At 33.7% G+C, this 12,911-nt stretch carries 10 protein-coding genes; 7 read left to right on the top strand and 3 right to left on the bottom strand.

Translation table 11 applies throughout. The features are described from left to right. Nucleotides 1-33: 33 nt before the first annotated feature. A complete protein-coding gene (locus AC2DZ0_RS09090) occupies nucleotides 34-1,125 on the bottom strand; it encodes a fatty acid desaturase family protein (RefSeq protein ID WP_484489742.1) in 1,092 nt (363 codons plus the stop codon). A 120-nt stretch (nucleotides 1,126-1,245) separates the two neighbouring features. Here AC2DZ0_RS09090 and rsmG point away from each other — a divergent pair, with 120 nt between their 5' ends. Beyond that, entirely contained in the window at nucleotides 1,246-1,875 is a 630-nt protein-coding gene (gene rsmG / locus AC2DZ0_RS09085; protein WP_484641398.1) for a 16S rRNA (guanine(527)-N(7))-methyltransferase RsmG, read from the top strand. Between the two features lie 4 nt (nucleotides 1,876-1,879). Here the strand turns inward: rsmG and AC2DZ0_RS09080 are convergent, their stop codons facing one another. Together AC2DZ0_RS09080 and AC2DZ0_RS09075 are read right to left on the bottom strand one after the other, a co-directional pair. Further along, on the bottom strand, nucleotides 1,880-2,380 hold the full coding sequence (locus tag AC2DZ0_RS09080) for a cupin domain-containing protein (protein ID WP_484641396.1): 501 nt from the start codon (nucleotides 2,378-2,380) through the stop codon (nucleotides 1,880-1,882). 12 nt (nucleotides 2,381-2,392) lie between these two features. Continuing rightward, nucleotides 2,393-6,508 carry a GEVED domain-containing protein gene (locus tag AC2DZ0_RS09075; protein ID WP_484641394.1) on the bottom strand — a complete coding sequence of 1,372 codons (4,116 nt, stop codon included), beginning with the start codon at nucleotides 6,506-6,508 and terminating at the stop codon, nucleotides 2,393-2,395. Nucleotides 6,509-6,841: 333 nt separating this feature from the next. Here AC2DZ0_RS09075 and AC2DZ0_RS09070 point away from each other — a divergent pair, with 333 nt between their 5' ends. The 6 genes from AC2DZ0_RS09070 to AC2DZ0_RS09045 all read left to right on the top strand — a co-directional run bounded on the left by AC2DZ0_RS09070 (nucleotide 6,842) and on the right by AC2DZ0_RS09045 (nucleotide 12,886). Further along, nucleotides 6,842-7,549, top strand: a complete 708-nt coding sequence (locus tag AC2DZ0_RS09070; protein ID WP_484641393.1) for a hypothetical protein — start codon at nucleotides 6,842-6,844, stop codon at nucleotides 7,547-7,549. A gap of 88 nt (nucleotides 7,550-7,637) precedes the next feature. Then, the gene (locus AC2DZ0_RS09065) at nucleotides 7,638-9,794 is read left to right on the top strand and encodes a TonB-dependent receptor (protein ID WP_484641391.1); all 2,157 of its coding nucleotides are present in this window, start codon (nucleotides 7,638-7,640) and stop codon (nucleotides 9,792-9,794) included. Nucleotides 9,795-9,894: 100 nt separating this feature from the next. After that, the gene (locus AC2DZ0_RS09060; RefSeq protein WP_484641389.1) at nucleotides 9,895-10,518 is read left to right on the top strand and encodes a hypothetical protein; all 624 of its coding nucleotides are present in this window, start codon (nucleotides 9,895-9,897) and stop codon (nucleotides 10,516-10,518) included. Nucleotides 10,519-10,520: 2 nt separating this feature from the next. Beyond that, nucleotides 10,521-11,834 carry a histidine kinase gene (locus AC2DZ0_RS09055; RefSeq protein WP_484641387.1) on the top strand — a complete coding sequence of 438 codons (1,314 nt, stop codon included), beginning with the start codon at nucleotides 10,521-10,523 and terminating at the stop codon, nucleotides 11,832-11,834. 2 nt (nucleotides 11,835-11,836) lie between these two features. Further along, nucleotides 11,837-12,118, top strand: a complete 282-nt coding sequence (locus AC2DZ0_RS09050) for a 2TM domain-containing protein (RefSeq protein WP_484641386.1) — start codon at nucleotides 11,837-11,839, stop codon at nucleotides 12,116-12,118. Nucleotides 12,119-12,130: 12 nt separating this feature from the next. Continuing rightward, nucleotides 12,131-12,886, top strand: a complete 756-nt coding sequence (locus AC2DZ0_RS09045; RefSeq protein WP_484641384.1) for a LytR/AlgR family response regulator transcription factor — start codon at nucleotides 12,131-12,133, stop codon at nucleotides 12,884-12,886. Nucleotides 12,887-12,911: the final 25 nt, after the last annotated feature.

Genomic DNA, 12,911 nt, shown 5'->3' with positions numbered 1-12,911 from the left:
TGAAGTCTTATAAAACTTTTTGTGTTTTGTTTATTAATGATATGCAGGATTTACCCCTAAAGTTTTTAATTGGTGAAAATGTTCTTTTAAGGCTTTGGTCATGGTTTTGTATTCATGATAAGGTAAATTAAATTCTTTTGCCGTTTCTTTTACAATTTTAGCTAGTTTTCCATAATGAATATGGGAAATATTCGGAAAAATATGATGTTCTACTTGATGATTTAACCCACCCGTACAGAAGGATACAAATTTATTGTTTGGTGCAAAATTAGAAGTTGTATACAACTGGTGAATAGCCCAGGTGTGTTCTAAGTTACCTTCTTTATCAGGTAATGGCATTTCTGTATTTGGGACCACATGTGCCAATTGAAAAACTAAACTTAAAATTAGACCAGCAGTATAATGCATGGTGATAAAACCAATTAATACTTTCCACCAAGCAATGTCTAAAACGAGCATTGGTAATGCAACCCAAAAGGCATAATACAAAACTTTTGTAATAATCAGCGTGATCCATTGTTTTGTTGGATTTGGAAAATCACCATAAGACAAGCCTCTTTTTAAATACCTACTTGTTTGTTTAAAATCTGTAGTTATGGCCCAGTTAATTGTTAAAAGTCCGTAAACGAAAATTGAATAATATCTTTGTAAGTGGTGTATTTTTAGCCATTTAGAGTGTTTTGAAAAACGAATGATTCTACCGGCGTCTATATCTTCATCATGACCTTTGATATTAGTAAAGGTATGGTGCAATACATTATGCTGTACTTTCCAATTGTAAACATTTCCAGCAAGTACATACATGCTGCTTCCCATTAAGGTGTTTACCCATTTTTTACTAGAAAATGATCCATGGTTACTATCATGCATTACATTCATACCAACACCAGCCATTCCAATACCAGAGACTATCATAAGTAATAACATGGCCCATTGAGGAAGGGAAACAGTAAGAATAAGAATGAATGGAACAAAAAGTAAAACAAACATCAGAACCGCTTTGGAGTATAATTTCCAATTTCCTGTTTTTGCAATTCCGTTCTCCTTAAAATAGCCATTTACGCGCTTGTTTAAAGTTCTGAAAAACTTTGCTTTGTCTATTCTAGAGAAGTTTATTTTTTTCATATGTATACAGATCAGTTTGCAAAAATAAACTTTTTTTAGCTCAAAAGAATTCATTATTTCATAATAATAACCCATTAAATAGTTAAAAGATGTTACTTTTGGGGCATAATTAAGGGAATTATGGAAATAATAAAAAGATATTTTCCAAATCTTTCTGACTTACAGTTCAGTCAATTTGAAAAATTAGAAGAGTTATATAAAGATTGGAATGCAAAAATAAACGTTATATCTCGTAAAGATATTGACGAGTTATATTTGCGACATGTACTTCATTCATTGGGGATTGCCAAGGTGCAAGGGTTCAAAGCGGGAGCAAGAGTTTTGGATGTAGGAACTGGTGGTGGTTTTCCTGGGATTCCATTGGCCATTTTGTTTCCTGAAACCGAATTTCAACTAGTGGATTCTATTGGTAAGAAAATAAAAGTGGTTCAAGGAGTTGCAGAAGCTTTAGGTTTGAAAAACTTAAAAGCAGATCACATGAGGGCTGAAAAGGTGAAAGGTGAATTTGACTTTATTGTTAGTAGAGCTGTTACCACAATGCCAGATTTTGTAAAGTGGGTTCGTAAAAAAGTGGCAAAAAAGCAAAACCACGAATTGCGAAATGGAATTTTATATCTAAAAGGAGGGGATCTTACCGAAGAATTGTCGGTTTTTCAAACGACCACGCTTTATAATTTATCTGATTTTTTTGAAGAAGATTTTTTTGAGACTAAAAAAGTCGTGCATTTGCCATTAAAATATAAACCTTAACGGTTTAACGTGTAAGTTCCTCGATGATAGTTTTATGATTGGGGAATTTTTTTTGTAATTCGTTTTTGTCGGCAAGTATAAAATCTCTAAAATCAAATCCAGGTGCAACTGTACAGCCAACAAGACTGTATGAGTTAAGGTTGTTAACAGTAGCTCCAAACCAATAATTTTTTGGAACCGTATGTTGATAAACTTCTCCTTTTAAAATATTGGAACCTAGTTGGGTTTTGATATACACACCCTCAGGTGAAATTTGATGAATTGTTAGGCTTGATCCTTCATGGAAAAACCAATTTTCATCTTGATTAATTTTATGAAAAGCAGAAAACGAATCAGATTTCAAAAGGAAATAAATAGAAGTAGAATAATTTCTATCACCTTTAAATTGTTCAGGTAGATTGCTTTCAAAAATTAGTCCCTCACTTCTATAAGTTTCTTTGTAATATCCTCCTTCGGGGTGCGCTAATAGATTCAGTTCTTTAATTATGATGTCTTCTCTTTTCATGAGTTAAAGATATCAATTATTTGAAGCGATTATTTTTTTAGAGATGATTTTTCCGTCAATTTTTAGTTGAACAACGTATACGCCTGTTTTTAAATATGGAGTATTTAAAATTTCATGATTCTCTTGAGATAGGTCACTCCAACTTTGAATTTCATTACCTAGTACGTCAAATAAAATCACCTCTGAAATCTTGTTGTTATGATTTTCAATTACAATAGAATTATTGTTGCTATTGAAGTATACCAGTAAATTTTCCAGATGATTGTTGTCCGGTACATCTAAAATATCTTTTGCAGAAAAACTTAAAACGAATCGGTCCTCATAGAGTCCCTCTTCAACATACAAACTTGTTTTTCCGTTGTTTAATGGGTATAAAATGTTATTGTAAGAGTCTTCAATATAAACCGTTCTATCAATGGCTTGCCATTCATCTATTGAAATTGAGATTTCTCCGGTATATCCCATTTTTATAACTAGTGGTACTTGTAAATCATCAGATATCTCTTGAACACCGGCTATGATGTATTTGTTATCATCATTCGGGAATTGCCAATACATGTCTGTTGCACCTAGGTCGAACATCGAAGAATCATAGCCATTATCAAAGGCGAACGAATTATTTTTATTAAAAGATATTCCTATTTGACGATGCATACTTATGTTTTCATCATTTTTATAATCTAGTCCAAGTTTTATTATAGATAAGTTGCTATTATAGTAGCTTGGAGTAGGATTTACTGATGATTCTTTTTGCTGTTTTCCTGTTTTAAAGAAAATAGACTCTGAACCAAGTTTGATAAATTCTCTTTGACTATTGTTAAAATTAATGATCCCTCCATCAACATCACTTGAGACAAAGAATCCTTGTCCTACGGCAATATATTCCTCAGGTGCTGAATAGCTTCCGTTTCCTATAGAAGGAGTGTTTGGGTTTTCGTTATCATTTGAGATTACTTGGTTTGCGGCTAATCCTAAAGTAGCATTTCGGGTACCATAGCCGCCAATGTATCCTCCATAATTATGACCTGCCGTTTCTGAACTATCTTCATCTTCAATACCGGCATGTTCCCAAAAATAAAGGGTACCGTCTATAGCGTCTTTATTATCTTCAATGAATTTTTTTGCACTTATAGCAGAGGCGTAAGGGTTTCCGACTAAATAAGATTGATAACCACCAATTGTTGTAGTAAGGTTACCATCTTTAGGTGTTCCTACAAAGGTGTAATTCTGCGCTGCTCCAGGACCTTTTAGTGTAAATCCATCGACTTGTCCAATGGTACCATCAGAGCTTTTTCTAGACCAGCTAGATCTCCCTCCATCTCCGTTCGTGTAGGTGTAAATCCAGTATTCTGCTATGGAAATAGGGTTTCCAGTATTTCCGTCATAACCAGCAATAAAATTGATATCAAGGGGTGTTGAATCGACCTTGGTAGCTTCAGTACCGTCCTTAAGGACTGAGGCAACTGTGAAATTTGATCCTCCTGTTGAGTTTACAGGAGAGCTCAAGTAGTTATATCTATAGATACTGGCTGTGTTTGATTTTTGATCGATGAACATGTTTCCTGTTCCCGCAATTTTTTCAGAATCAGTATGAGTCTGGATAAGTTGAGAGGTACCTGCGATTCTAAGTTCACTAGCAGTATTTAAGGTGATATTCTCATTTATAAGAAGTAAATTATCTGTTATGGTTAACTTCTGAGAGGCAGTTAATTCTAATGTTCTGCCTTGTAAAGTAGATGAGGTTGCGAAGTTCTCGTCAATAACTAGACTTCTCGATCTGTCTGGATTACCGTTAGACCACGCATTGCTGATTCTAGAAGTTTCATCAAAATAATGTGTACCCAATAAAATACTAGTTTCACTTGCTGCAGTATTAACTTCTGAAATTAATGGTGCATGTGGATGTCTTTCCGGTCCACCGTTTTCAAGATCTCTGTAAGGATCTAGGGAGTCATCAACAAAAGCTACCCATTCATTATAATTATAATTATTACGATACGTATTAACTTGGTCAATTCTCACAAAAGAAGTATTGTTTGTTATGTTTTCTATAATATCAAAACGATTTGCCCATGCAGTGTTATCCGATTTTGTCGAGATTATTAAAATATCATCTCCTCCATCAAAACTTGTAATGTTATCGTCTGTTAAGGGAGTTGTTGTATAATTATTTAAAACTGCAGCAGAATTATTGATCAAAATAGAGGCATTTACACTTATGCTAACTGGAATTGTGTAAGTTGCTGTTGGCGTTTGACCAGTTTGGTCTCCATTTCTATTTTGGAATAATGCCAAAATCAAAGTGTCTGCTGGTATAGTTTCACTTCCGGAATTACTTATTTCAATCCAACGGTCTGTAGTGCTATAATGATAAACTTGTGAAAATATAGCTCCCTCAAAAGCACTTGTGTCGTTTATATAAATATCATAGTCTTCAATTTCTCCTGCTTGATAGTCAAAGTTACAAGATGAAGAAGGAATACTAGATTGTTTGATTCCAATTCGCATTCTTGATTTACCTTCAATGGCATTGGATGGAACTAAAATATTATTAGGAAGATCAATGCTTGTTACTCCAGTTGGTACAACAACACTGTAAACTTCTTCGTTTTCATCAAAGAAATCACCATCTCCATTATAATCTATCCAAACTACAATTCCTACAGCGTTATTTCCTCTTTCAAAATGTATGGTACCACTTATAGATTGATCAGGTGTTAGATTTGTTGAGACATCTTTATAATACGTATAGTTTGAGGCTGCGTTTGTCGAGGTATTGTCGATGTCATCAAAGATTACTTGACTTATATAGTATGATGAATTCCCTCCTAGATTTACATCCGAGTCACAATAAGCGATATCAATAGTAGTAAAGCTTTGTGTTGCGGTGTACATAGCGCAAGAAGCATCAATTGCAACTTCGATATCGTATTCGGTTCCAAAATTTAATCCACTGAGTGAAATTGAATTTGTTTCGCTTGTGGTTTCAGTCCAAGTACTATTGCTGCTTTGTTTGTATTTTATTTTATACGAGACTCCGGTGTCATCCCATGAGATATTAGCAGTGTTTTCGGTAATAGAGGTAATTGAGATGTTTGTTGGTGTTACAGGGTTTTCAATTGTGATAGTTTCTGTACTGGTTACTACAGTGCTTCCGTTGTCAAAATCCCAGTCGATCGTGTAGGTTCCTGCGGTGTTAAAATAAGTAGTATCCGATGTGGTTCCTATAATCTGTTGTCCACATTGATAATCCATAACGGGTGCGGAAGCTGTATATTCACAATAGGTGGTGGTCGGTTCAATCGCTGGGGCTTCAAACAAACCAGAGTAATTACTTACTGTAACAGTTGCTGTACAGGTGTCAGAAAGCCCTTTAAGATCAGTAACTGTTAGGGTGACTTCGTTGATTCCTATGTCATCACAGGTAAAAGATGATTTGTCTAGACTCAAATTAAACCCGTTACTATCATCTGAAGATCCATTATTAATTTGTTCAGGGGTAATAGTGATGTTACCAGAGACATCTAAACTCACGTCTAAATTTCCAATACAACTGGCAACGGGAGCTTGGTTTTCTGCTGAGATGTTTATTACATAATCTTCTACTTCTCCTGCGGCGTAGTTATATTGACAAGCTTGAAGTGATGTTTTATCACTTACGGCAACTCGCATTCTGCTTGTACCAGCTGTAGCATCTTCAGGTACTGCTATGGTGAAATATTGTACTGAGACACCATCTGCTGTTGAGTTGAAATCAGCAGTGTATACTGTTTCGTTTGCACCTCCAAAATCATTGTCACCATCAAAATCTATCCATACTCTAACGCTAACCTTTGATCGCCAAGATTCTCTTGTGATACGTAAAGAAGCATCATTAGAGGTTCCAATAATCAACTCAGTTGATGTAGTGTTGTAAAAAGTATAGTTGTCAGTATTGTTTCCTGTGGTATTGTTAATGTCACCAAGCTTAATATTTTCGATAAAAAAAGTACCGTAATTATTAATATTAGCTGGATTGCAATAAGGGGAAGCATCCGTGATAAAAGTTTGTGCCTTTGCTTGAAATCCGAACACGAATATTAGCAGTGCAATCGGAATGTATTTCTTTAATATATATTTTACTAACATTATTTCTTCTTTAAAAACCTTTAAAATAATTCTCAGGTTTGTTTATTAAACAGTTAAACCTGTTTTTACCCCACTTTAATGCTAAATAAATAGCTTATATTATGATAGGTTTAAGTTTCATGAAACCTTTCGGTTTTTTTAATTTTAAGAATGGTTGTTAGTTAAATGCAAAACTAACTGAAATTAGGGAGTTTGCCAATTCAATTATATTTAATATTTGTTAATTGTTGAGTACCATTAACTTATGTAAATAATAAAAATGGATAGAAAGAACTTAGATTGTTTTGAAAAAAAGTTAGAGATTTGAACTTTATAAATTGCATTTCATTTAAAATGGAAAATTTCCCTAGCTCACAGAATACTCAAAAGGAAGAATTATTAGCTAAAATTTCTGATAAGAAAAAGGAATTAGAACGTTTAGAAAAAATGCTAATCCCTTTTGAAAATGAGTTGATTAAATCGTTGGAGTCAGAGATTGTGGAGGTTCAAGAGTTAACGGCTCTTTATAAAAAAATCCAAAAGGAGAAAAAGCAAAAACGTCTTTTACAAAAGCAAAAAGGGAAGAATTATATTCCTCAAGAGGCTGTGGTTCCTATTCCATCTTATGAAGAAGTAGAGTCCGATTATGAAAAGAAACAAAGAAAATCTCTGTATCGTGAAGCAATGATTTGTGTGCACCCAGATAAATTTTCTTTGGAAAGCGATCAAAAAGATTTAGCTACAGATGCGGCAAGTCAATTAATCGAATTGTATAACAACGGAAGTTTGGAAGAGCTTATCGCTTTTCATGCCTATGTAATGAGTGGAAATTTAGTAGAGTTTGATAGTGTGCCTGTATCAAAATCAGATATTGATCCGAATGAATATTTAGAAATTCAATATCAAAAAATCACTTTAGAGTTGCGTGCCTTTAAAAAGAAACAAACCTATATTGTGATGACAACTTATGATAACCCTATGGACTTTTTGGAAGAATTAAAAATGTACTATGCAGATAGGATATTCAAATTAAGAAAACGCACTAGAAAAGCCAGAAAATAAACAGCTCATCTCTTTGTTTCTACAGTTGGGTATATATTACTTCTTAGAAAGACAGTTTCGTTAGATTTTTGAAAAAAAATCAACTTTTATGAAACGTTTTATAGTAATGTCATGCTTGTTAATGATGTCGTTTATAGGCTCTAGTCAAACCCATATTAACGGATTCGTTTTGAATCAAAATAAGGAGCCGATCATTGGAGCCAATGTGTATTTAAAAGGAACTTATTCTGGTGGAATGACAGACGATACAGGTCATTTTGAATTCGCTACCCAAACTAAAGGCAAACAAACACTCGTGGTTTCCTATGTTTCTTTTGAAACAAAGGAGCTAACCTACGATGTGTTGCGTATGAAAGCAATGACAGTAAAATTAAAGGAAGATGTTAACTCATTAGATGCTGTCGTGATTGCTGCAGGTATATTTTCATCAGGTGATCATAGTAAAGTTGCCACACTTAAGCCTTTAGATGTCGTAACAACGGCGAGTGCTTTAGGCGACCCAATCGCGGCTTTTCAAACCATGCCGGGTACTTCAACAGTTGCTGAAGATGGACGTTTGTTTGTGAGAGGTGGAGAGGCAGATGAAACCCAGATATTTATTGATGGGATAAGAGTTTTTACTCCATATTTAGCCACCGCAAATAACACCCCTACAAGAGGTCGTTATTCACCGTTTTTATTTGAGGGAATGACTTTTTCAACCGGGGGTTATTCAGCAGAGTACGGACAAGCCTTGTCTGGTGTTCTATTATTAAATACCATTAATGAGCCAGAACAAGAAAAGACAGATGTCGGAATCATGAGTGTGGGTGCTACGGTTGGAAATACACAGATATGGAATAAAAATTCTTTAAGCGTAAATGTTTCTTATCTAAATTTAGCTCCTTACAATTCTATTTTTTACGACAGAAATGAATGGATAAAACCTTATGAAGCTTTGTCTGGAGAAACTGTTTATCGGCATGTGTTCAAAAATGGCTTGTTGAAATTATATACAGCTTTTGATGCTTCTAAATTAGAGGTTATTCAAGAGGATATCAACTTTAGTGATGGATTGAGGTATGGTTTGCAAAATGATAATTTCTATTTTAATGGTTCTTACAAAGGACTATTGTCTGAAAATTGGTCTATAATGACCGGACTTAGTTATACCTACGCAGATACCAAGGTTGATTACCAGCTAAGTGATATTAGGGATAAAGAGAATTCTTTGCATGCGAAAGTGAAGTTTAAAAGATTTTTCTCCAATAGATTTCAATTTAGTTTGGGGGCAGAATATTTTACGACAAATTTTGAAGAAGATTTTTTAGATGAAAATATTCCTTCTTATACGGTTGGATTTCAGAAAAATATTGTTTCTTCATACGCAGAATTTGATTTATTTTTCTCTAAGAATCTAGCATTAAAGGCTGGACTTCGCGGTGAATATTCAGATTTAGAAAAAAGAGCTTCCCTTTCTCCAAGAGCATCATTGGCTTATAAAGTATCAAAATTTGGCCAGGTTTCTTTTGCTTATGGTGATTTTCTACAGGCGGCATCCAACACCTATTTAAAATTTAATGACAACCTAAGTTCTGCTAAAACACAGCATTATATATTCAATTACCAGTTCAATAAGAATGGTAGAATATTAAGAACAGAACTGTATGCCAAAAATTATGATAATTTAATTAGGTATGATACTGAACTTCCATATCATGGTAGTTATTATTCTACTGGAGGTTATGGTTTTGCGAACGGATTCGATGTGTTTTGGAGAGATAATACAACGATAAAAAATACGGATTATTGGTTGAGCTATAGTTATTTAGATAGCAAACGAGATTTCAAGAATTATGAAAGTGAGGCGGAACCAAATTTTGTGAATAGGCATAATTTTTCAGTCGTTGTAAAGCATTGGATAGAAGACTGGAAAAGTCAGATAGGCTTGAGCTACACTTATGCCTCGGGAAGAACATATACAGATCTTAATAAAACTGGTTTTTTGAATCAGAAAACGACTCCCTATGGCAGTTTAAGTATGAACTGGGCTTACTTATTAACACAACAGAAAATCTTATACCTATCTGTGAATAATGTTTTAGGAAGGCAAAATATCAATGGATATCAATATGCGAATACTCCAAATGGGGCTGGTGTTTTTGAAAGCAGGCCAATATTACCTGCAGCTGATAGTTTCTTTTTTGTTGGTTTTTTCTGGACGATAAGTGAAAAAGGAACAGACAATCAACTGGATAATTTGTAGAGAATTACAATTCATCATTGAAAAATTACAATTCGGTTTCTAAGTTTTTTTAAAACCTGAATATCTCAACATCTTTGTTGCAACTTAAAAACAATTTATTATGAAAAAAATGATTACAGTTTTAATTTATAGTATCAGCTTAACATTGAGCAGTCAATCTAATTATCAAGAAGGAATGCAACAAGCTTTTGGTTTGTGGGGAGAACAAAAAAATACTGAAGCGGTACATATGTTTGAACGAATTGCCAATGCAGAGCAAACCAATTGGGTACCTTATTATTATGCAGCCCAAATTGAAATTATTTCTAGCTTTGGAGTTAAGGATCTTGCCGTATTAGATGCAAATTTAAAAAAAGGGCAGTTTTATTTAGATAAAGCAATGGTTATTTCAAAAGACAATCCAGAATTACTAGTGTTGCAAGCATTATTGTACACTGCTTGGGTTGCTTATGATGGAGCTACCTATGGAAGAAAATATTCTAAAAAAATTGATAAATTGTACAAAAAAGCAGAGAAAATTGCGCCAGAAAATCCAAGAGTTGCGTATTGTCATGCGGAATGGAATATTGGAGCCGCAAAGTTTTTTGGTAATGATATTCAACCATTTGTAAATGACTTAGAAAAATCTTTAGATCTTTTTGCTACATTTGAATTGCCTTCTCCGTTTTACCCTAATTGGGGTGAAGATCGTGCAAAGGTGTTACTTGAAAGTTGTAAATCATAGAAATGAATAGATTTTTGAAAAACGTATTGCTTGCCTTTGTAATGGGGGTAGTGGCTTTTCTCTTGGGAAGTTATTTTTATGGAGATTTCCAATTTAATTCTGCAGAAGAACTGTTACGAAATTTTGGAATAAACCAATTGTATTCCTTTGTTTTGAGTTTTTCAAATGTTGGTTTTTTCTATTATTTAAACAATATCAAATGGAAAGAGAAACAATGGCCATTAAGAGTGGCACTCGGAATTTTTGGAGCAGTAGGAGTTACTCTGTTGGCGTTATTTTTTCTGAGGCTGTTTACAGGAATGTATCTAAAAGACATAACTTTTTCTGTATTTATAAGTAGAGAGAAATGGGGGTATTATTCTTTTGGGCTTTGGATTTCGCTGACCATAGTAGTTATTTTTCACATCGTATACTGGTACAAAAGAAACCAAGAGAGAAAAGTAACAGAGTCGCAAATTGTTGCAAAAACAGAAACAGCGAAATATGAGTCTTTAAAAAATCAATTAGATCCACATTTTTTATTCAATAGTTTAAATGTATTGACTTCTTTGATTGAGGAGAATCCGGCACAGGCAGAAAGATTTACCACAGGTTTGTCAAAAGTATATCGATATGTATTAGAACAAAAGGATAAGAATCTGATTCCATTGGAAGAGGAGTTGAAATTTGCGAAGTCTTATATGCAGCTGTTGAAAATGAGGTTTGAAGACGGGGTGGAGTATTATATTCCAGAAAATGTGAGTAATCCTAATTATAAAATTGTCCCATTGTCTTTGCAGTTGTTGCTAGAAAATGCGGTTAAACATAATATGATTACCTCAGACAAACCACTGCAAATAAATATTTACGAAAAAGATGGGTATTTGGTTGTAGAGAACAATAACAGGCCAAAAGCATCTTTAGAAAAAAGTACCAAGGTGGGACTTAAGAATATCAAGCAACGTTATGGCTTGATTACTAAAAAAATAGTAGAGATAATTTCAGATACAGAAAAATTTCAAGTGAAATTACCTCTTTTAACCAAAGAAATTAAAGTGATGCAAACAGATTATATAAATCAGAGTGAAAAATATTTACGAGCTAAAAAACGTGTTGATGAATTAAAGAATTTTTATTACGGATTGGTTTCTTACTGTGTGGTAATTCCATTTCTTATTTTTATCAATTATCAGACCTATTGGGGGTACAAATGGTTTTGGTACCCAATGTTAGGTTGGGGGTTAGGAATGGCTATACAGGGAGCTCGATTGATTGGTTTCAATAAAGGATGGGAGCAAAGAAAAGTAAAAGAATTTATGGACTCAGAGAATTATTAATTATGGATAGGAACGGAAATTTATCAGAAGAAGAGAAATATACCAGAGCAATGCTTAAGGTAAAAGAGATCAAAGAATTTTACGGTCATGCCATCGCTTTTTGTGTTGTCATTCCGTTATTGATTTATTTAAACGTTTTGAATAGTCCTAGTTTTTACTGGTTTTGGTTTCCTATTGGGGGCTGGGGATTTGGTTTGTTGATGCATGCGATTCGCGTTTTTAAAAAAACCTCTAGATGGGAAGAAAGAAAAATTCAGGAATATATGAATGACGAAAATTTTTAAGGGAAGATTGCTATGAAAATAATTATCATTGAAGATGAAAAACCCTCTGCGAGACGATTAACGAGGATGCTTTCTGGATTAGGAAAAAGTATATTAGCTACGCTGCATTCCGTAGAAGAGTCTATTGTGTGGTTTCAAGAGAATGAGCATCCAGATTTAATTTTGTTGGATATCCAATTGTCTGATGGCTTGAGTTTTGAGATTTTTGAAGAGGTTACTGTAAAGAGTGCAATTATTTTTACCACCGCTTATGATGAATATGCATTGAAAGCCTTTAAATTAAATAGCATAGATTATTTGTTAAAGCCAATAGATCATGAAGAATTAGAAAATGCTATTGAAAAATTTGAGGATAATCAACTTAAAAAACAGTCGTTGCAAGTGGATTTAAATGAAATCAGGAAATTATTGGTCAATCCACTTGAGAGAAAATTTAAAGAAAGATTTACTGTAAAGCTAGGACAGCATATTAAGATGATTCCAGTTGAAGATATTGAGTGCTTTTATAGTGAAAATAAGGGCACTTATATTGCTACAAAAAGCAATCGTATATTTTTAATGGACGGAACTTTAGAGGATGTTGCAAGTGATGTTGATCCTGAAAAATTTTTTAGAGTAAGTCGTAAATTTTATATCAATATCGGTGCTATTAAAGATATTGTATCTTATACAAATAGTAGATTACAGTTGGTGTTGCATTCTTTTTCTGAGTCAGAAATAATTGTAAGTAGAGAAAAAGTAAAAGATTTTAAAAACTGGATTAGTTAGGGTATAATCAAAAAAAAGTCGCTGA

This window comes from Flavicella sp. IMCC45668, from assembly GCF_057219105.1.
This window is presented reverse-complemented; position numbering and strand designations above follow the sequence as displayed.

Excerpts from the sequence above, each read along its gene's own strand:
- AC2DZ0_RS09090 (WP_484489742.1), bottom strand. The coding sequence starts at position 1,125 with ATGAAAAAAATAAACTTCTCTAGAATAGACAAAGCAAAGTTTTTCAGA.
- rsmG (WP_484641398.1), top strand. The coding sequence starts at position 1,246 with ATGGAAATAATAAAAAGATATTTTCCAAATCTTTCTGACTTACAGTTC.
- AC2DZ0_RS09080 (WP_484641396.1), bottom strand. The coding sequence starts at position 2,380 with ATGAAAAGAGAAGACATCATAATTAAAGAACTGAATCTATTAGCGCAC.
- AC2DZ0_RS09075 (WP_484641394.1), bottom strand. The coding sequence starts at position 6,508 with ATGTTAGTAAAATATATATTAAAGAAATACATTCCGATTGCACTGCTA.
- AC2DZ0_RS09070 (WP_484641393.1), top strand. The coding sequence starts at position 6,842 with ATGGAAAATTTCCCTAGCTCACAGAATACTCAAAAGGAAGAATTATTA.
- AC2DZ0_RS09065 (WP_484641391.1), top strand. The coding sequence starts at position 7,638 with ATGAAACGTTTTATAGTAATGTCATGCTTGTTAATGATGTCGTTTATA.
- AC2DZ0_RS09060 (WP_484641389.1), top strand. The coding sequence starts at position 9,895 with ATGAAAAAAATGATTACAGTTTTAATTTATAGTATCAGCTTAACATTG.
- AC2DZ0_RS09055 (WP_484641387.1), top strand. The coding sequence starts at position 10,521 with ATGAATAGATTTTTGAAAAACGTATTGCTTGCCTTTGTAATGGGGGTA.
- AC2DZ0_RS09050 (WP_484641386.1), top strand. The coding sequence starts at position 11,837 with ATGGATAGGAACGGAAATTTATCAGAAGAAGAGAAATATACCAGAGCA.
- AC2DZ0_RS09045 (WP_484641384.1), top strand. The coding sequence starts at position 12,131 with ATGAAAATAATTATCATTGAAGATGAAAAACCCTCTGCGAGACGATTA.